Origin of the sequence: Photobacterium sanctipauli (assembly GCF_003026495.1) — a bacterium.
GTDB lineage: Bacteria > Pseudomonadota > Gammaproteobacteria > Enterobacterales > Vibrionaceae > Photobacterium > Photobacterium sanctipauli.
The window spans coordinates 91,895-110,965 of record NZ_PYMA01000018.1 but is presented as its reverse complement, the minus strand read 5'-3'; the positions used below and the strand labels follow the sequence as shown (position 1 = coordinate 110,965).

Genomic DNA, 19,071 nt, shown 5'->3' with positions numbered 1-19,071 from the left:
CAGTTTAAGGGCTTCTGCTTTAAATTCAGGAGAATGGATAATACGTTTCTTCTTGTTTGTCATGATTCACCTCGTTAGTGATTGTACTCACTTAACTCGGTGTCCAAAACTGCTGGTGCGGATCATTATGTACTTGGGATATAAACTCAACATCTAATGCTAATTTATTCATCTGTATACTGGGCCGACTTACGTGAGTAATCGGCCGTTTACAGTTGGCATATAAATCAGAAAAATAAACACCCCCAAATAAATTGCCCCAAATAATGGATCAACTTAGAATCCAACGTGAACAATCAGCCTCATAGGATACTAATGCAAGAATTAATAGAACCTATTGAGATCGAAGGTTTTTTATCGATCCAAACCAACAGCAAATTACTCGAATTTCAGACAATTACAGTTTAAAAATATCACGTTCTGAATGCCTGATTGTCCGATTATTAGCGAGCACCCCTAATCAAGCGGTTAGCCGTGAAATTTTGTTGGAGAAGTGCTGGACCGGAAAGGTAGTGACAAGCAGTTCACTCAATGTGGCCATCAAGCACATTCGTTCAGCCTTTTCTTCATTAGGTGCTGAAGATATCATCGTGACTGAGCCCAAGAAAGGTTTATTTACTGAGGATACAAAATGGCCAACAGAGCGCTACAGCGTCACCTCTTGAAGATATTTCTTTAACAACAGAGTTGAGCCAGTGTCATTGGTTTAATAGTGTTTCGCCTTTCCCCGCTTCAAGGATAAAATCTGCGCTTTCAAGTCACAGTGTCACACTGGTTTTTTTTGTTGCGACATTATTTACGTTATCTCAATATGCTTTTTTCGTAGAATCGACCAAAATTGCTGGCTACCCCGCATATACAGACGGCTTTAACTTACCAACAGCTGTCACTGACGTTATTGAACAGGAACCTGACAGTGATAACACCATTGTTGCATTCCCTTTGGGAGGTTTGTGTCACCAGTATCAGTTGCTCTCCTATGACTCAGAAAAGATAACGGACCTTACTAGTAAAATACAACAAGGTGATTGCAATGGTTAAACACTTACAAAAGGCAATACTGGGAGTGACGCTAGCTCTCGTTGCGGCATTAAGCATTGGTTTTATTTCTGCATTTTCAACCATAAACAAATACCAATTTCATAGTCACTATGCCGGAGTTGGACATGAGTCTTTCATGATGACGCAGATACGCGGTCGAATTAAGATGCAATATTTCGGCTACAACATTGATAATGATATTGTCGTATCCAAACAATTTTACGGACTCTTTTTACGTTACGGCGCTCATTACTTTGTTTTGGCGAAAGAACAAAACACTGCAGATCATAATCAACACTTAACAGCACGGAGTTACTTCATAGAATCCAATGGCGAAAACGCAATTCTTATATCGGATCAACGTGGGGTCTTCATTACCAAATCAAAGACTCCCCTCCATCTAAACAGCGTCTTGACCGGTAGCGTTGTATAACCTAAAAAGTGACAACGTAGCACTTTTAATCAGCCATAAAAACAGATGCACAACCTATCACTATTTGTTGTGATGTATTTTTTGCATTACGCTTATTTAGATAGGATTGAGTACAAAACGAGCAAGGTGGCTTATGTTTCCAATCAAGAGAAATTACATCTACTTTTTATGGCTACTCATTGGAATATCGATAGTTACGATTATTTATTTTCACCTAGGCTCCAATAAACGATTGCATGGAGTAAAGGCTTCTTCTGCTCACTCTACACCGTCGGATAGCGAAGCAGCTTTAGCAACTATTGATAAAAGCGATCGAATTTCGTTCAATCAAATGCAGCCTGAAGGATACCAAGCACCAGACCAACCGCAAACGATTAACAGCCAAGGTGATCAAACTTTATTAACGCTTTTACATTCACATGTTGATAATGATGAGATTATTAAAATCCCCTTTGATGTTCTATTTGATAACCTTGATTTAAGCAACGACACCTACACTAATCCAGAGCTCTCCATCCACCCACAAGATGACAGCGTCACCTCTGATCACTTTGCTTTTAATCAATTAAGCAGCTTTCACAACAATCCGTTTTCAGGCCAATTATTATTTGATTCGCCTAATCCAATAAGCATGAACAGCAGCTACCCAACTTTTTCTATGTCAGCAATTTCTGATCGTAATGTACAACCCAGCCAATCAAGTTTGTTTAACAATAGTTTTATTTCACTAGGGTCAACCGAGGATCAGTTGTCAACTTCAAATAATGAAGCTACGAGTGATGGAGTTAAAGCGCCAGATTTGGATCCACCAGCATTGCCAGTGCTCAATGAAACAATTGAGGTTTCACAACCACCAGCAAACGACAGCAATTCACCCACCAAACCCAATCTCCCTTCTGATTTCGATAGCTCAGAAGACAGCTTAACCAAAATAAATGAGCCCGAAATCCATTTCGCCTGGATGGCTATCATTTTAATGATTGTAGTTAGATACATGACATTAAATCGTAACTAACCTGATGATTTTATTAACACATATAAAGTTATAGTGCGCTAGGAAGTAATCTTTACTCACTGGTTTGTAAATAAAATATGATCCTCAACACATAAATGCTGACTGCACATTATCGCTGTGTTATTTTTTTCCTAGTATAAATATAAGGACGTACACAGTAATTACTTTTTGATATGTTATTGCCGTGATTAAAGGAATAAGAACTACATGAAAAAATTTCTTATCATTGAAGATAATAAGATGATGGCCAACATTTTGGCTCAATTACTCCGTAAATGCGCTAAGCCACAAAAGTTGCTCTATGCCCCCTCAGCTCAACAGGCATACAATATACTGCTTAAGAACGAAGTTGACTGTGTTTTCCTTGACCTCAATTTGGTTACCCCTCTGGATGGGATTGAAGTTCTAGAGTACATTCGTCAACAGTATGCTGACTTACCCGTTGTGATTGTCACCGGTGATAGTGAAATCGAAACCGTAAAGCGCGTCATTTCCCACAAACCCAATGATTACATCGTCAAACCACTATCAATGCAGAAGTTGCAGCGCTGTTTAGAGAAAGTGGCAGCGGGTATTGCTACAGACTAATTCGCCCCTGCTTTCTTAAATGACAAATGAGAACCATCAAAGATTAGCTGGGTCATTAATGCTTTAACTTGAATAGCGCCACGGGTATCAAACTGCAACCCATATTGTTTGGTTGATCCTTTCTTATGATGGTTTTTCACGGTGCCTGTCAGTGAAAATTGTTGTTGGTTATCAGGCTTAGTCACCACCAAATTTAAAGTCATCGCTTCACTAAACGACGGGCCGTTATAATCGGTGATAAACCGACAACCATTAGCCGACAAGTCTTGCAGTTTGACTGCCAACTCGCGTGACTGGCCAACAACCACAGCGTCTAGCTTCACATCGAACCTTGGTTCATTTCGTAATGGACGTAAATGTGCATTATGCGGCATCGATAAAGACAACAAGCGAAATGGCTTATAAGCCACATTATTAATAATGCTTTGAAACTGGATGATAGCGCCCTCGCCTTTATCCGAAATTGCCTTAACCGTTACTTTGAAACCGGCATCAAAGTAATTAGATAAATCAGCGTTAAGTACACTAGGTAGCTCAAAGAAAAGTTCGCTTTGACTATTGGTACCAATAAAAGTGGTTTCAACGCGGTATAAACGTCCTAGAGGGGTTTTCACACTCAGGGTTACACCTGAGCCATGTTTAAGCCTTTCAATCGCCTGCTCGCCAAGTACGACTTCTTCCCAGGTTTCATTTTTTGCTGCGTGTTGCGAAAATGACCGTCCCTGCTGGATCAATTTATAACCCTTATAATAATTTATATTCTTACCAATAGGTCATTCTAATACGTGATGAATCACACTGACAACCGTCAGCATTTACAGAGTGTGACTTTAACCATTTAGTAGGTTAAAAAGCAAACAGCCATGAGATTTTCTGATAAGTCATCACCCTAAATATAAAACCTACTTTGATTGCAAAAAGTGAAAATTAAAAGATATCCGCTTCGGAACAATGCAATCAAAGATATTGACATCCTCGTCATTAATTACATAATGCTATCTTTTAACGCAAGTAACTGATTTATGGCCATTACAATAAGAAATATCGAACAACACTACTACATGATTGAAGATCTTAAAGCACTTACCGAAACCTCAGTAACAACAAAAGCCTTAATTAAAGGCGGTTATCTTGCGGTTGAACTTGGCGATAAGCTTGCACATGAAAAGAAGAAGCGTGAACAAGCAGAGGAAGAATTGACGATATTAAAAACAAAAATCACGCGCTATTTAGAAAGCCAGCATGAGCTAATGAATGCCATGAAATAATCAATCATCAGCCCGGTGTACGCATCCATTCATCGGGCACCCGCACAGCAGTTAATTTAGCTGATACTGCCATTTTACTGTTCGAAAATAACTGACATTCCAGCTCAGCTTTCGACTCACTAAAATCAATAACATGCGCTTTTAAAATGATGGTTGAGTCCATTCCTACCGGGCGATGGTACTTCAAGGATAACGCACCGGTTGCAAACCATAATCCCTCTCCTTGACCAATCGGTCGACCAGCTCGCTGGTAAGCGTATGCCATTGCAGTACAAATACAGTGGCAATCAATTACCGTCGCAATGATCCCGCCATTTAAAAAATGTGTAGGTGCAGCACTATGGTGCGGTTCTGGCTCAAAGTGGCAAAGTGACTCCTCAAGCAACTCACCATTGATAGACAGTGCCCAATAGCTTTGTATATTGAGTCCATCAGGGTTTTCACTTCCGCAACCATAACAGTGATTGCCTTTAATTTGGCGCTGAAACGACTGCTGCCTTGCTGACAAGACCGAAAAATCGGTTTGATTTAATTCAGAATGCGTTGAATCGACGTTTTTCTGCATAGAACAATACCGCCACCTTAAAAAGTCCTTATTCATTCAGTATATACGGTATGCAGAATCGTCAAGGTCCTCTAAGCTAACGAAGTAACTGCCTCAAATACTATCTCCAGTCCGTAGAACTAACGAGGTTTCACACACAGCTCTGTGAAGCCAGTTTTCTCATCAAATTCACGAGTGAATGTCAGGTTTTCATAAGCCGCTAAGCACACCTCTGCGGTATAGGAAACTATTGAGCCTTCCACAAGATGGCCACCATAGACAGCGCCATTCGCATCTGCCACTGAAATATGCAAATGAACATGCTCAGGCGTGAGTGTACCTGTTAATGACAATACCTCTAACGGCCCCTCCAGCGTTATAGTTTCACTTTCATTCGCTAACCGGATAACTGCCACAGATAAACAGCCAACAGTGCTTAGCAGAGAGCCCGCTTGGATCTGGTGAGCTTTGACATAATCAAGCATAGCCAGTTTCAAATCAGCCCCTTGGGTTAAACGAAAGGCATGTGGTGTCAGCATGTGAGCTCCTTATATGCAGAATAAAAACAGTGTACGAGAAACAAAAAAAGCTTCCTAAGAAGCTTTTCAGTGTAAGTGCAATCAACAAGGAATTTTAGGCACGCTTACCGCGCTTCTTGGTATTACCACTATACGGAAAGACGTTATGAATCCGTTGTTTGACTTTCGATGGTACCGACTTTGAAAACACAAGCTTGGTGGTAAAGCGATTTTTATAGACCTTGATCTTGCCCGAGAACGGTTGTTTATGGGCGATATCTTTGCATCCCATTAAAAAGCCATTAGGAATATTGCCTTTAGATTGCGTGAGTTTTCCATCCTCAAAGGTCAACACCATAATTGGCCTGTCCCAAAAGACTAAAACAAATACAATAATAGCCAGGACGATCACATATTCCATTCGCTACTCCTTTCAGCGTTTATTTTTAATCCTACATCACCGCGGCATTTTTTGCCTTCAAATCAATTACCGCCGACCCATGCCCTCAGAGCGGGCAATTTATTGCTTCGTTCGTAGCTTGATTAGTCAAAGTCGAGCAACTCATGGAGATCGTTTTTAATATCCAGTACTTTCTTGCTGGCCTGCTCTGTCTTATTCGACTCACTCAATAAATATTCGATGGTGTCTGACAGCGTACAATCAAGCTCTTTAGACTTCTCTGCTAGCTTTTCCCAAACACGGTAGTCAAGGTCGATGGATTTTTTACGGGTATGAACCTGCTCGGCATTGAAGTGGCGCTTGCGCTTGGCACGGATCGCCTGCTTGAGCTTTTTATCAAGATCTGCTGACATATGCTTGTTGATCCACTTGAGCACGCGGGTTGGCTCATGCTCGATAGCAAGTAAATCTTTTACAGCAGCTTCAGCCTCACTGGTATCGATGTAGCATGTAATTGCTTCGCCTTCTTTCCATTTTTTTACCAAATAATTCCATTTCCAACCGGCTTCCAAGTTTTCAAGCTGCTGATATTTCATAGTGTCAGGTTTTCTCGATAAGTCTAAACTTAAGGGTGACAGTGTAACCTTAACTAAGCTAAAGCTCAATTGGATTTTGAGTTTTAACCAGTTGTTTTTAAGCAGATCTCACTCACAGCGCAAATCATGAAATAATCGTCGTGATATACCTATTATGCGGCTATTGATTCATTTATACTGCTGTCTTTTTCACACTAACGAAATAAAGCAGAAGCCCATGCAAGAAGAAACTTGGCGTACAATGACTCCAGATTACTCGACATACCAAACCATCCTTTCTCAATATGACGCTCTCTCTCCTGCAGTAACAGGCACGTTGCAAGATCGTCTTACGGATGCTGTACGCCGGTTTACCGCTGTAGAAATACAGCCTCGTGTGCTACGTATTACTGCGCCAGATAACAAGGTCTACCGAGACTATGTTATTGAACTACTCTCACAACATGCACCAAGCAATGGCGAGCCACCTGTTATTGTGGCTGGTGAAAACGTTACAGAGCAAAACCTATTTGGTACTGTCTACCCGCCACTAGAAGAAAGCGGCCTGCATAAGCCGCAAGTTAAGCATGGTTTAGTTCATCAAGCCAATAACGGTTACCTCGTGCTTTCTGTCGCAGCCATTCTTAGCAACCCGAGCTTGTGGCCTCGCCTCAAATCAGTGTTGATGAATGGCTCGCTAGAATGGCAAGCTGCTTCTAACAAAAGGCTATACCCACTGCCACCAGCAGAGCAGTTGAACATCAAGCTAGTACTGATTGGCGATCGCTATTTAATGGGCGAACTGGAGCACGCCGAGCCTGATGTCTCTTCTGGTTTTACCATGTATGGCGAGTTTGAGCAGGATTTGGTTATCAATGAAGCTAACCTACCGCTTTACCTTTCTTATCTAAAAGCCATTATCGCCAAGGCATCGCTACCAGAACTGGCCGATACTGCCGCTATCGAGATGGTATTAAAAACCGGTGCACGATACGCCGAAGACCAAACCCGCGTACCTTTGTGCCCGTTATGGCACCAAAGCCTACTGTGTGAAGCGGCAATTGAGTCACAGGGTAACACCATTTCAGCTAAAGATATTGATAATTCAATAAAAGCACGTGAATACCGCGAATCGTACCTACCAGAACGTGCTATCGAGGATATTCACCATGGTCAGGTTGTGATTAACTGCCAGGGCGAAGAAATTGGCCAAGTAAATGGCCTAACCGTTGTTGAAGTGCCAGGACACCCTCGTGCCTACGGCGAACCAGCACGTATCTCATGTGTGGTACACTTTGGCGATGGTGATATTTCTGACGTTGAACGCAAAGCTGAGCTTGGCGGTAATATTCACGCCAAAGGCATGATGATTATGCAGGCCTTCCTCAGTACTGCGCTCGATTTAGACCAGCCTCTGCCTTATGCCGCATCCATTGTATTCGAACAATCCTATTCTGAAGTCGATGGTGACAGCGCCTCCCTTGCTGAGCTTTGCTCGCTAGTTTCAGCCTTGGCTATCCAGCCTATCAACCAACAAATTGCAGTCACGGGCGCTGTGGACCAATTTGGCCGTGTACAGGCTGTGGGCGGGATCAATGAAAAAATTGAAGGGTTCTACAAGGTTTGTGCCTTCCGTGGGCTGACAGGCAAGCAAGGTGTCATTTTACCGAAAACAAACTTAACTAACCTATGTTTGAACGATGAAGTTCTCAACGCAATCAAGTCAGGCCAATTCCATTTATGGACCGTTGAAAGCGTTGACGACGCCCTGCCACTACTTACCGGCATGGTGTTCCGTAGTGAAGAGGAAGAAACTGAAACGCTACTTTCTCGAATAGCACAGCGTATCGATACTTTCCATAACGGAGAACTTAATAGCGAAGTCAGTTGGTTAGGTCGCATTAGAAACTGGTTTGTCCAGCACTGATCCGAGTTGTCTGGCTTACATGTGTAAGCTAAATTGCCTTCATACTTTTTAAGGAGCATTAAAGTCTGATGAAACGCCAGCAATCTTATAACTACGACGAACTTGTTGCATGTGGTAAAGGCGAACTTTACGGTCCCGAATTCCCATCCTTACCATCTGACAACATGCTAATGATTGACCGCATCGTTACTATTACCAACGAAGGTGGCGAGCATGGCAAAGGTTTCATCCACGCTGAGCTGGATATCAACCCTGACCTATGGTTCTTCGATTGCCACTTCAAAGGTGACCCTGTAATGCCTGGTTGTCTTGGCCTTGATGCGATGTGGCAACTAGTGGGTTTCTTCCTTGGCTGGCAAGGCGGTGAAGGTAAAGGTCGCGCCCTAGGTGTTGGCGAAGTGAAATTCACAGGCCAAATCTTGCCGGAAGCGAAAAAAGTAACGTATGAAATCCAGCTAAAACGCGTTATCAACCGCAAGCTAATTATGGGCGTTGCTGATGGCCGCGTACTGGTTGACGGTAAAGAAATCTATGTTGCTAAAGATCTTAAAGTCGGTCTTTTCAAAGATACGTCAACGTTCTAATCTACGTTTAAGATAGTTTCTTAATCATTCCCAAAGGCTGCCCTGTGCAGCCTTTTCTTTTGCCTGAAGTATAGAGAAATCAGCCATAATGGATGAATCGCTAATCGGGTTTAAGGCTGGGGCTAATCTCCTAGCCCTAGATAGCAAGAAGCCCCTTCTCCTGAAAGGGGCTTGCATAAGGGTGATATGAAGGGAGATTATTATTTAAATAGGCCAGATTGCAGATCTTCTCTTGCTTCTCGCCAGCCACCTAGCCAGTTAGTACGGGCATCCGTTTGTTGATACGGACATTCTTCACTGGAACGACCATTAATACCAGCCTTGTAGCCTTGAGATTGTGCGCGTTCCAAACGATCCCGCTTTTGTCTCTTCATAGTACGATCCTCATCCTTATTCGGTTTCTTTCATTACTTTTGCATAATGATGGAGTTTTTGTGACTCCACTATTAAGAATTAGCCAAGTGAAGCGGTAGATCAAGCCCAGAAACGACTCAGGCTCACAAATTGTGAGCCTGAGTAAAAAACGAACAAATCTAACAAGAAATTACTTGCGGCGACGGAACCCTAGCCAGCCAAGTAGTGTCAGAGCAAAAATACCCAAAGAAGCGCCTTGTCGTTTAATGGTCTCTTCTTCCGCTGGACGAGCCTGAATCTCACCTGCTGGAACAGGAATCAGCTTAACCGCAACCTGTTTCTCTGCGTTCGGTTCACCACCCTTACAGAATGATTCTTTGGTAAACGTGTCATAACCGCCTTCACACTTGAATGCCGTTGCTGAAATTACGCCATCATCAGTAATGCCTGTTGCATCAGCAATTCGGAACTGGTTATTTGCAATCGAGATTTCATCGTCTTCACCCCCATACGTTAAGTCATCAAGCAACCATGCTTTATTCGATGTCAGTGGAGAATCAGCGATATCACTACCTGCAATGTACGTGAAACCACGCTGACGGCGGAACTTACCATCGACTTGGTTTGCAGTTTCTGAATCCACACGGCCAACAACCTGGTCATGTTTGTTGATAGCGGCAGGGTAACCATTGGCACCAGCAAAAAAGACATCAGTCGAAGTTGTTGTTTCATCAATGTAGGAGACTGTGTCGGTGTTGTTATCAAACACAAAGATACGCTCAGCATATGAACGGTTCTCAGCAAAGTAGTTCTTTGCAACACCTACAACCATGTTGTTCTGGTTTACATCGGTAGCAATCGAATATGTTAATCGACGATCACCACTGTTGTCTTCAATTGGCAAGCCAGGGATTATTTTCCTTTCCCACTGATTCTCCGCTACAGAGCCAGTAGAATCAAACTTTAGCTCATACACAGCTGCACGAACCGCATAGTAGTCTTTACGAGCTTCATTGATCGATTCTTTATTAATTGAATCTGTAGTGAAACCAACAATCACAGGTGAGCCATCAACTAACTCTACAGCTCGCGCTGAACCTTGGAAGGTACGATCCCGGTTATCAGGATCAAGTGCTTCATAAGTTACTCCATTTCGATCTACACGTTCAGCTATTGAACGAGCTACAAGCTGCTCATCAGAACCAATAGTCCAGAAAGCAGCATCATTAGCAAATACCGAAATTTGACACTCTCGAGTATTATAAAAAGCATCTAAGTTTGGAGTATTATTACTGGTAGCAAAGTAATCATCTAAGCAATCACGGAAAGAATTACTATTATAATTCGGGTCAGTGCTTATATCGCGGTCAGGAACCTTATCACTGTCTCTAAAGTTACTTGGGTTAAATGATGCACTACCAACGACTAACAGGTTGCCATTATACTCAACAGCATCCCATGCTAAAGTCTGCCCAGCCTTTTGAATTAACTCGTCACTGTTAACACTACTTTGACCTTCTTCCTGCTCATTATTCTGACCTTCTATCGGTTCGAGACCAAACATCGAAGTACCAGCATTAACGAAACCACGCTTATTGAACTGGCGAGCATAGCGACTACCATCGTAAAAGTAAGCAGCACTTGTAACACCTAGTTTATAATCACCTAAAGACGAAGTACCGGCACTATTTACAACACTATTTGTAGATTTGTGCTGACCAACACTATCTACAATAGTACCAAGATAACCTTTAACCTCATCACTATAACCTGAGCTCTCATCAGCAAATGTCATTAATGGACTCAGAGTTTGCCCGCTTTCAACCATAGCAGTCGCATTCGAATAATAGTTTTGTGACCACGCCTCTAATTCACGAACAAAACCACCAAGACCTGTGCGATCACCACGGTCATTCTCGTTATAGAATGAACCGTAGAACTGCGTTCTCGCCCAGTTTTCACAAGTATTTGGTCCAAGGTTTCGATCACAGTACCTTTCTAACTCAATGACATCATTAACTTCTTGGTAATTATCGCTCAGAAACGGTACTTCATCGCGATAATTGATACCATCAGCACCTAAACGACTTTCACCATAAACAAGGTATTCTGTTTCATCACACTCTTCAGTAAAACAACTTGCTCTGGAGGAGGCTGTAAATAACCCTTGTCCATAGAAACGAATACTATCATTCAGATCAGCCGTCACTTGAGGGAAGTATTGGTTGTTTGCTACTTCTTTAGATGCATCAACTTCTACCACACGGTATACAGCAGCGTTGGCATGTGTGGCACCGGCGATCAGAATCGCCAGTGTCGATAGCTTTAATGTCTTGTGTTGCATTAAGATTCCTTTTGCATCGCTTCTAATTCTTCCCAACGTTCGAACGCCTGCTCAAACTCCGATTCCGCATCGGCCAATCGGCTTAGCACCGATTGAGTATCATTCTTCACATCTGAGAAGAACGCAGGATCGTTAATTTTTTCCTGCAGTTCAGCAATTTCGTTTTCCAGTTCTTCAATCTTTAGCGGCAGATCTTCCAACTCTTTCTGCAGTTTGTAAGAAAGCTTCTTACCTGCTTTAGGGCGGTCAGCCTGGCGCTGCTTGTTCTCATTTTTCTTTTTGGCCGCTTCAATTTGAGCCGCCTGCGCTTTCGCTATTTGACTTAGCGAATTCGCTCGTTGTTCTTGCGCATCGTGGTAGCCACCAACGTACTCATCGATGACACCATTCCCTTCGAAAATCCAACTTGTTGTGACTGTATTATCAACGAACTGACGATCGTGGCTCACTAATAATAACGTACCCTGATAGTTGGCAAGAATTTCTTCCAAAAGTTCCAAAGTTTCGATATCTAAATCGTTAGTTGGTTCATCTAGCACCAATAAATTATTAGGCTTAAGGAAAAGTTTCGCCAACAACAGGCGGTTTTTCTCACCACCCGACAGGGCTTTTACCGGCGTACGAGCACGGCGCGGGTGGAAAAGGAAATCTTGCAAGTAGCCCAGAGCATGGCGTGTACGGCCATTAACCGTGACTTCTTGCTTACCGTCGGCAAGGTTGTCCATCACTGTTTTTTCAGGATCGAGCACTTCACGGTACTGATCGAAGTAAGCAACCTCAAGCTTAGTACCACAATGGAAGTGACCCTGTGACTCCAAGTTACCCAGCATGATTTTAAGCAAGGTACTCTTACCACAACCATTCGGGCCAATCAGTGCGATACGGTCCCCGCGCATAACATTAAAGCTAAAGTCTTTAATGATTGGCTTATCACCGTAGCTGTAGCTGATGTTTTCAGCTTCAAAGACAATTTTGCCTGAGCGCTGGGCATCTTGAAGCTGCATATCAGCCTTGCCGACCACTTCACGGCGCTCGCTGCGTTCGCGGCGCAGCTGCTTCAGTGCGCGTACGCGGCCTTCGTTGCGGGTACGACGGGCTTTAATCCCCTGACGGATCCACACTTCTTCCTGCGCCAGTTTCTTGTCGAACTCGGCATTTTGCTCGGCTTCGACACGCAGCATCTCTTCCTTGTCTTCAAGGTACTTGTCATAGTCACCAGGGAAAGACGCCAGCTGGCCACGATCCAAATCGACAATTCGGGTAGACATGGAACGGATAAAGGCACGGTCGTGCGAGATAAAGACAATCGCACCGTTAAATTCTTTCAGGAAACCTTCCAGCCATTCAATCGTCGATACATCCAGGTGGTTGGTCGGCTCATCAAGCAGCAAGATATCAGGGCTACAAACCAGCGCACGAGCCAACGCAGCCTTGCGCTGCCAGCCGCCTGACAAGTCTTTCAGTAAGGTATTCGGCTCAAGTTGCAGGTGCTGCAATACAGAGGTGATTTTATTATCAAACTGCCACGCATCCGCATGATCGATTTTCTCTTGAGCGCGAGCCAACTTGGCAAAGTTGGATTCAGTCGGTTCATGCGTGATCAAATCCAGTAGGCGGTGGTACTCTTTTAGAACCAGGCCAATCTCGGCCAAGCCTTCCGACACATAATCAAATACGCTGCCCTCTGCATCACGCGGTGGATCCTGCTCAAGACGCGAAACCTTTAGCTCTGATTGACGCTGAATACTGCCATCATCAAGCAGTACATCACCGGCAATCACCTTCATTAGGGTTGATTTACCAGCGCCGTTGCGACCTACCAAACAAACGCGTTCGTTAGGCTGAAGAAGGAACTCTGCTTTATCTAGCAGCGCGTGATCACCATACGCCAGTTGGGCGTTACTGATTTTAATTAATGCCATTTTCGTTTAACCATGCAGCCAGCTGGTCGGCGTCAAAAGGCCAACCAAGCTCAGGGCTTTGAAATGAAGGATCGTTATGTTGGATAGCGAGTACAGGGATAGTGACGCCGTAACGAGAAAAAAGCGCATCGTCAAAGGCAATATCTACCGTTTGAACCTGCGCTTCGACGCCTGCTTGTACGAGCAGGCCATAAGCCTGCTCGCATAGATGACATCCCTCTGTGCTATAGAGCGTGATTAGCACTTAATCTTCCTTGTGGGTAATAATCCAGCAGTTGTGGATCTGCTTGTTGCGGCCAAAGTCCATTGGCAACGTTTTATCAGAAATATTCTTGGCATGTAAACCAAGGACTTCCAGTTTCTCGAAGTCCATCTTGAAATGGCGCTTATTGTTCGAGAACACAATCTGTCCGTTAGGACGAAGCATGCGTTTCAGGTTTTCCATCAGCATGATGTGGTCACGCTGAACATCAAAGCTCTGGTTCATACGCTTAGAGTTCGAGAACGTAGGCGGATCAATAAAGATCAGGTCGAACGTATCATCCACCTCTTGTAGCCATTGCAAACAATCCGCTTGGATGAACTCATGTTCACGCCCTACCTTGCCGTTTAGCTCCATGTTCTCTTGAGCCCAACGCAGGTATGTGTTCGACATATCAACCGTGGTAGTCGATTTCGCGCCACCACATGCCGCATGGCAAGTTGCAGAGCCGGTGTAAGCAAACAGGTTGAGGAAGTCTTTACCCTGTGCCATCTCACCCAACTTACGACGGGTAATACGGTGGTCAAGGAACAAACCGGTATCAAGGTAATCGTACAGGTTCACTTTTAGCTCAACACCATACTCGTTTACCGTCATGTGGCGTTCGGCACTGGATAGTTTCTGGTACTGGCTCTTACCTTTCTGGCGCTCACGTACTTTTAGAATGACCTTGTTGTTCTCAACACCGGTTACCTGAATCGTTGCACGTAGAATATCCATGATTCGGCGACGAGCGGTTTCTTCTGGTACCGACTTAGGTGCCGCGTATTCCTGAATAACCAGATAATCTTTGTACTTGTCGATCGCAGCGTTGTAGTTAGGCAAGTCGGCATCATAAATGCGGTAGCATTCAAGCCCTTCTTTCTTCGCCCACTTGTTCAATTTAGTGATGTTTTTCTTCAAGCGGTTGGCAAAATCTGGCGCAACTTGTTTCTCTTCAAGCTGACCTTCTTCTTGACCTTCCACCTGCTTCACACCACCAGCGGTGATTAGGTAGCTCTTAAGCACGCAGTCCAACGCGCCGTTGCGAAGCTTAAATTGCTTGTCTGCACGCATACGCAGGCAACTTAGAAGCTCATTGTTTGATGAGTAAATAGCGGCAGTCGAACCCGCAAACGCCAACTTCAGACGGTTACCAAACTCGGTATACAGTGAGATCAGCTCAGGCGTTGTGCCCAGACGCTCACCGTAAGGAGGGTTACATAGAATTGTCCCTTCGGAGAAGCCTTCCGGCGCCGTCAATTGCGTCGCATCGCCATACTCAAAATCAATTAAGTCTTTAACACCAGCACGGCCAGCGTTATCACGGGCAATACTAAGCACACGGCGATCCATTTCACGGCCAAAGAACTTAGTCTCGACTTTTGAAGGACCACGACGCGCTTTTACTTTCGCTTCTGCATGAATCTCTAGCCAAGCTTCTTTGTCAAAGTCTTTAATTGACTCAAAGCCCCAACGCTTGCGTTTAATACCAGGCGCAATATCCGCCGCCATCATCGCAGCTTCAATAAGTAAGGTGCCTGAACCACACATAGGGTCAAGCATTGGCTTCTCAGCAGTCCAACCAGACTTCATTACCAATGCAGCAGCATGGGTTTCACGCAATGGTGCCTTACCCGACTCACTGCGGTAGCCACGCTGGTGAAGACCACTGCCAGCCATATCAAGACCCAGTACCCCTTTCTCACCAGATAGACGCATATGAATACGCAGTTCAGGGCGCTCGCGGTCGATACTCGGACGACGTAGATCAGCCTTGGTAAAACGGTCAACAATGGCATCTTTAACCTTCATTGCACCATATTGGCTATTTCGGATCTCACGGTTGGTACCATTGAAGTCAACGATAATACGCGTGTCGCTACCAAAGTAGTCAGGCCAGTTGATTGCCGTTGCACCAAGGTATAAGTCCATATCATCACGAACATTGAATTCGCTTAGGACCTGAATAATTCGAGAGGCTGTACGTACCCAAAGACAGCAACGATATGCGGTTGCTTGCTCTGCTTTAAAACGGACGCCTGCGTGGACAACCTGAATGTTGCTCGCACCAAGTTGTTCTAATTCTTCTGCAAGGAGGTTTTCAAGGCCTCGTGAAGTGATAGCTAGATATTGATTCATGGAGTTCTTTTCGCACTTATGTTGCGATGAATTATAACTGAAAACCCACTAAATACCTTGTGATAAAAAGAAGTTAAGTGCGTATTTAGCTAAAAAAGCAGCAATCAGTGTTCATGCCTCATTGAATAGCGAGTTAAAACCGCCAATTTCCCTCAACGATTTCTTTCTCCATCCCCGCTAAAGCTAATAGTTACACGATAATCACCCCCATCCCCAAAATCACCCACCGTTTCCACCTGTAAACAATTGGGCAAAATGAACTGTTTCCATATGGACACAATAACCATCAAGCAAACAACAATAACTGCAACCACCATTGTTCACCACAAGAAACAAGATTGCAAAACAACAACTTACAGCGAGATTTTTAAGGTGCAAACCTTGATTGTCATATGAATATTTGTATGTACTTACTTTCACTATCGAGCAGTAAAAGTAATGCAATATTGATTGCGTCCTATCTGGAATTAATTGGATTGGGGAAATAATCACGTATTGAAAGTGTTTGAATAAAACTTTCAATAAACGGGAAAAGGAGGAAGATCGCGGAAATTTCAATAGAGAATAGGAAACAATTTATGGTGTTTTTTTGACCTTTTATCGCAAAAATAGGCAATAAATAAAGACAAAAAAGTTTATATTTTCTGAACTAGCTCACTTATTTTGTTCAAGAATCATACAGAGCGCCCAATAATAGCCACACCAACAATCTGGTTAACATATAGATGTTCATTCCAAAAAGTGCGTTACACGAAAAAAATCTAGGCATTACTTGGCATGCCGCATGTGAGCTATAGCCAATAGCCCAGACTAAGTTCACGCTCTAAGTTGATGACCTTTCCAGCTATCTATCAGACATTGTGTACATAGCCATTCACTCCTCTTTCCGTCATCGTGGGATTGATATAAGAAAAGCGCAAAGAGCTAGAGCTAGAGCTAGAGCTAGAGCTAGATAGACATGATTGGGGTTATGTGGCTTGAGCTTAAGATGATGTTAATTCAGCTAACCTAACGTATTGGATTAGTCACAAGGGTAGCCAGGAAAGGAAAGGAAAGGAAAATACGGTATGAGGGTAAAGCTGAGAAATGAAGTAGAATCACTAACTAGTGACAAGGTCACCGATTTTAGCTTCTATCCGACAAGCGCAAAGCTCATTGGTGCCACCTCTACCTCAACCTGGAAGGCTTCCATACGGTCGTTCATGACCTTAATCACCTCGCAGAACTTCATATCTTTGGTAGAAGTCAGTGATAAGGGTTCCACATCGGCCAGCATACATAAACTTGCGCAACCGCTGTTTTCGATAACCAAATAGTTGCCTTTGCCTGATTCTGTGTACAGGGTAACAATCTCGGCTTGAACTGGTGTGCAATCCCCTTCTAGGTTCTGAAAGAACCAACTTTTGGGCATTAGTGGCTTATGGAAGCGGCTGGCAGCAACAGCATTAAGGGCCAACTCAGCTTTTCGAGGTGCGGAAAGGTCGAGATCAGAAATGCCTTCGATAAAGCTCTGATAAACCGTCGCATCATCAACGGTAAACGTTGATTTTTCAAAAGCGGTAGGAACAAGGTGCTTGGTTGGAATGGCTACGCGGAAAACCATATCGTCACCCAGATCAAGCATCAGGGAGTCATCCTTTTGGTCGTAATACCACGTCCATGAATTATTTGGTTTTAACACGTAATCGCTCCAAAATCAGTTCGTTATACAGCTTATCTAACGATTGAAACAAACCTTTAGAAGAATTTTACTTCGCATTGAGCAAATTAAAAGGGGAAATAAAATGGGTAAAACAACTGTAAAACCCTGAAAGTTTGACAAAAATCGCATGAATGCAGATCTGTCATATCTCTATAAACAAAAAAAGTCGGTGCTTGAGTTCCCCCAAGCACCGACTTCATTAACTAACTGTAGTCGTTCTATTAAACGCTAGATGTTAGTCACAATATCTTTGACCAGTTTTGGACCGTGATAAATGAAACCAGAGTAAATCTGCACCAGGCTAGCACCCGCTGCCATCTTTTCACGTGCAGAGATAGCAGAATCAATACCACCTACCCCAATAATAGGCAGTGCGCCGTTCAATTCTTCGGCCAGCATACGAATCACTTCAGTACTGCGGTTTTGCAAAGGACGGCCACTTAGACCACCCGCTTCATCGCAATGCGGCATGCCCTGCACCAACGAGCGATCCAATGTCGTGTTAGTACCGATAACGCCGTCGATCTCATTTTTGATCAATGACTCAGCAATCTGCTTAATTTCGTGATCTTCAAGATCCGGCGCGATCTTAAGTGTCAGAGGTACATACTTACCGTGCTTTTCTGCTAGCTCCTTTTGCTTCTCTTTTAGTTGAGACAGCAAATCATCTAGCATTTCACCGTATTGCAACGTACGCAGTCCAGGTGTGTTAGGCGAAGAAATGTTGACGGTAATGTAACCCGCATACTGATACACCTTTTCCATACAGATCAGGTAATCATCCACACCCTTTTCAATTGGCGTATCTTTGTTTTTACCGATATTAATACCGATAACACCGTCATAGTTTGATTTCTTAACGTTTTCAATTAGGTTATCTACACCTAAATTGTTGAAACCAAAGCGGTTAATAATACCTTCCGCAGGAATAACGCGGAACAAACGAGGCTTGTCGTTACCTGGCTGTGGTCGTGGTGTTACCGTGCCCACTTCAACGAAACCAAAACCCATTGCGCCAAATGCATCGATGCATTCGCCGTTCTTGTCTAAGCCAGCAGCTAGGCCAACTGGGTTTTTGAATTTGATGCCCATTACTTCAACGGGACGATCAGGAACGTGTTGTCGATAGAAAAGATCGAGAGGAGTGCCAGTAAAGCGAGAAAAGTTCTGAATAGCTAGATCGTGTGCCTTTTCAGCATCAAGCTGGAAAATAGCAGATCGAGCGAGGCGGTAAATCATTGTACCTCCTAAAAAAGCCCCGTGTAAACGGGAGAACATTATTCACACTTTGTCGGTTAAATTCAAACTATTTTTTTAAGTTTATTCATAAAAACACTTCATAATACCGATTACCCTGCCCTAATAACTATAATTAACACTTTATAGCCTGTTTTTTTCAGCTAAGAAAAACGCAATCGTTTTCATGATGTTAGTAAAGGCAAAATAAAAAGCCACCAAGATAAACTTAGTGGC

General features: G+C 43.5%; 19 protein-coding genes. 7 read left to right on the top strand and 12 right to left on the bottom strand.

Translation table 11 applies throughout. The annotated features are described in order from the left end of the window. Positions 1-356: 356 nt before the first annotated feature. The 4 genes from C9I98_RS21910 (at position 357) to C9I98_RS21895 (ending at position 3,077) form a co-directional block, all read left to right on the top strand. Positions 357-665, top strand: a complete 309-nt coding sequence (locus C9I98_RS21910; protein WP_081879023.1) for a winged helix-turn-helix domain-containing protein — start codon at positions 357-359, stop codon at positions 663-665. Positions 666-1,033: 368 nt separating this feature from the next. Next, positions 1,034-1,474, top strand: coding sequence for a hypothetical protein (locus tag C9I98_RS21905; RefSeq protein ID WP_051902419.1), 441 nt, complete (start codon positions 1,034-1,036; stop codon positions 1,472-1,474). Between the two features lie 133 nt (positions 1,475-1,607). Then, positions 1,608-2,489: a hypothetical protein gene (locus tag C9I98_RS21900; protein ID WP_146153900.1), complete on the top strand. Its 882-nt coding sequence runs from the start codon at positions 1,608-1,610 to the stop codon at positions 2,487-2,489. Between the two features lie 207 nt (positions 2,490-2,696). Further along, entirely contained in the window at positions 2,697-3,077 is a 381-nt protein-coding gene (locus C9I98_RS21895) for a response regulator (RefSeq protein ID WP_036827753.1), read from the top strand. Here C9I98_RS21895 and C9I98_RS21890 read toward each other — a convergent pair. Further along, positions 3,074-3,811, bottom strand: coding sequence for a PilZ domain-containing protein (locus C9I98_RS21890; RefSeq protein ID WP_107272479.1), 738 nt, complete (start codon positions 3,809-3,811; stop codon positions 3,074-3,076). The genes C9I98_RS21895 and C9I98_RS21890 overlap by 4 nt on opposite strands. 288 nt (positions 3,812-4,099) lie before the next feature. Between C9I98_RS21890 and C9I98_RS21885 the strand changes: the two genes are divergently transcribed. Then, positions 4,100-4,345, top strand: coding sequence for a hypothetical protein (locus C9I98_RS21885; protein WP_036816721.1), 246 nt, complete (start codon positions 4,100-4,102; stop codon positions 4,343-4,345). Positions 4,346-4,352: 7 nt separating this feature from the next. Here the strand turns inward: C9I98_RS21885 and C9I98_RS21880 are convergent, their stop codons facing one another. From C9I98_RS21880 to matP, 4 genes are all read right to left on the bottom strand, one after another. Next, positions 4,353-4,910 carry a PaaI family thioesterase gene (locus C9I98_RS21880; RefSeq protein WP_107272478.1) on the bottom strand — a complete coding sequence of 186 codons (558 nt, stop codon included), beginning with the start codon at positions 4,908-4,910 and terminating at the stop codon, positions 4,353-4,355. Positions 4,911-5,029: 119 nt separating this feature from the next. Further along, positions 5,030-5,428: a PPC domain-containing DNA-binding protein gene (locus C9I98_RS21875; RefSeq protein ID WP_036816723.1), complete on the bottom strand. Its 399-nt coding sequence runs from the start codon at positions 5,426-5,428 to the stop codon at positions 5,030-5,032. Between the two features lie 94 nt (positions 5,429-5,522). Continuing rightward, the gene (locus tag C9I98_RS21870; RefSeq protein ID WP_036816726.1) at positions 5,523-5,828 is read right to left on the bottom strand and encodes a DUF3634 family protein; all 306 of its coding nucleotides are present in this window, start codon (positions 5,826-5,828) and stop codon (positions 5,523-5,525) included. 122 nt (positions 5,829-5,950) lie between these two features. Then, complete coding sequence (matP, locus tag C9I98_RS21865) at positions 5,951-6,403, bottom strand: macrodomain Ter protein MatP (RefSeq protein WP_036816729.1); 453 nt, start codon at positions 6,401-6,403, stop codon at positions 5,951-5,953. A 217-nt stretch (positions 6,404-6,620) separates the two neighbouring features. Here matP and C9I98_RS21860 point away from each other — a divergent pair, with 217 nt between their 5' ends. Together C9I98_RS21860 and fabA are read left to right on the top strand one after the other, a co-directional pair. After that, positions 6,621-8,309: an AAA family ATPase gene (locus C9I98_RS21860; protein WP_036816731.1), complete on the top strand. Its 1,689-nt coding sequence runs from the start codon at positions 6,621-6,623 to the stop codon at positions 8,307-8,309. A 68-nt stretch (positions 8,310-8,377) separates the two neighbouring features. Continuing rightward, positions 8,378-8,893, top strand: a complete 516-nt coding sequence (fabA, locus tag C9I98_RS21855; protein ID WP_036816734.1) for a bifunctional 3-hydroxydecanoyl-ACP dehydratase/trans-2-decenoyl-ACP isomerase — start codon at positions 8,378-8,380, stop codon at positions 8,891-8,893. A 200-nt stretch (positions 8,894-9,093) separates the two neighbouring features. Here fabA and rmf read toward each other — a convergent pair whose 3' ends face one another. The 7 genes from rmf to pyrD all read right to left on the bottom strand — a co-directional run bounded on the left by rmf (position 9,094) and on the right by pyrD (position 18,837). After that, positions 9,094-9,267, bottom strand: a complete 174-nt coding sequence (gene rmf, locus C9I98_RS21850) for a ribosome modulation factor (protein ID WP_036816736.1) — start codon at positions 9,265-9,267, stop codon at positions 9,094-9,096. Between the two features lie 170 nt (positions 9,268-9,437). Further along, positions 9,438-11,591, bottom strand: a complete 2,154-nt coding sequence (locus C9I98_RS21845) for a DUF3466 family protein (protein ID WP_036816738.1) — start codon at positions 11,589-11,591, stop codon at positions 9,438-9,440. Next, the gene (gene uup, locus C9I98_RS21840) at positions 11,591-13,513 is read right to left on the bottom strand and encodes an ATP-binding cassette ATPase Uup (protein ID WP_036816741.1); all 1,923 of its coding nucleotides are present in this window, start codon (positions 13,511-13,513) and stop codon (positions 11,591-11,593) included. Before uup ends, C9I98_RS21845 begins: the two co-directional genes overlap by 1 nt. After that, positions 13,500-13,757 carry a glutaredoxin family protein gene (locus C9I98_RS21835; RefSeq protein ID WP_036816744.1) on the bottom strand — a complete coding sequence of 86 codons (258 nt, stop codon included), beginning with the start codon at positions 13,755-13,757 and terminating at the stop codon, positions 13,500-13,502. Before C9I98_RS21835 ends, uup begins: the two co-directional genes overlap by 14 nt. Next, positions 13,758-15,896: a bifunctional 23S rRNA (guanine(2069)-N(7))-methyltransferase RlmK/23S rRNA (guanine(2445)-N(2))-methyltransferase RlmL gene (rlmKL, locus tag C9I98_RS21830; RefSeq protein ID WP_036816747.1), complete on the bottom strand. Its 2,139-nt coding sequence runs from the start codon at positions 15,894-15,896 to the stop codon at positions 13,758-13,760. A 1,132-nt stretch (positions 15,897-17,028) separates the two neighbouring features. Further along, the gene (locus C9I98_RS21825; RefSeq protein ID WP_036824580.1) at positions 17,029-17,577 is read right to left on the bottom strand and encodes a cell division protein ZapC; all 549 of its coding nucleotides are present in this window, start codon (positions 17,575-17,577) and stop codon (positions 17,029-17,031) included. 249 nt (positions 17,578-17,826) lie between these two features. Then, positions 17,827-18,837, bottom strand: coding sequence for a quinone-dependent dihydroorotate dehydrogenase (pyrD, locus tag C9I98_RS21820; protein ID WP_036824583.1), 1,011 nt, complete (start codon positions 18,835-18,837; stop codon positions 17,827-17,829). Between the last annotated feature and the right edge of the window lie 234 nt (positions 18,838-19,071).

Bases quoted from the DNA above. Each gene is read 5' to 3' on its own strand.
- C9I98_RS21905 (WP_051902419.1), top strand. From the start codon at position 1,034: ATGGTTAAACACTTACAAAAGGCAATACTGGGAGTGACGCTAGCTCTC.
- C9I98_RS21900 (WP_146153900.1), top strand. From the start codon at position 1,608: ATGTTTCCAATCAAGAGAAATTACATCTACTTTTTATGGCTACTCATT.
- C9I98_RS21875 (WP_036816723.1), bottom strand. From the start codon at position 5,428: ATGCTGACACCACATGCCTTTCGTTTAACCCAAGGGGCTGATTTGAAA.
- C9I98_RS21860 (WP_036816731.1), top strand. From the start codon at position 6,621: ATGCAAGAAGAAACTTGGCGTACAATGACTCCAGATTACTCGACATAC.
- rmf (WP_036816736.1), bottom strand. From the start codon at position 9,267: ATGAAGAGACAAAAGCGGGATCGTTTGGAACGCGCACAATCTCAAGGC.
- matP (WP_036816729.1), bottom strand. From the start codon at position 6,403: ATGAAATATCAGCAGCTTGAAAACTTGGAAGCCGGTTGGAAATGGAAT.
- uup (WP_036816741.1), bottom strand. From the start codon at position 13,513: ATGGCATTAATTAAAATCAGTAACGCCCAACTGGCGTATGGTGATCAC.
- C9I98_RS21885 (WP_036816721.1), top strand. From the start codon at position 4,100: ATGGCCATTACAATAAGAAATATCGAACAACACTACTACATGATTGAA.
- C9I98_RS21870 (WP_036816726.1), bottom strand. From the start codon at position 5,828: ATGGAATATGTGATCGTCCTGGCTATTATTGTATTTGTTTTAGTCTTT.
- pyrD (WP_036824583.1), bottom strand. From the start codon at position 18,837: ATGATTTACCGCCTCGCTCGATCTGCTATTTTCCAGCTTGATGCTGAA.
- C9I98_RS21880 (WP_107272478.1), bottom strand. From the start codon at position 4,910: ATGCAGAAAAACGTCGATTCAACGCATTCTGAATTAAATCAAACCGAT.
- fabA (WP_036816734.1), top strand. From the start codon at position 8,378: ATGAAACGCCAGCAATCTTATAACTACGACGAACTTGTTGCATGTGGT.
- C9I98_RS21895 (WP_036827753.1), top strand. From the start codon at position 2,697: ATGAAAAAATTTCTTATCATTGAAGATAATAAGATGATGGCCAACATT.
- C9I98_RS21845 (WP_036816738.1), bottom strand. From the start codon at position 11,591: ATGCAACACAAGACATTAAAGCTATCGACACTGGCGATTCTGATCGCC.
- rlmKL (WP_036816747.1), bottom strand. From the start codon at position 15,896: ATGAATCAATATCTAGCTATCACTTCACGAGGCCTTGAAAACCTCCTT.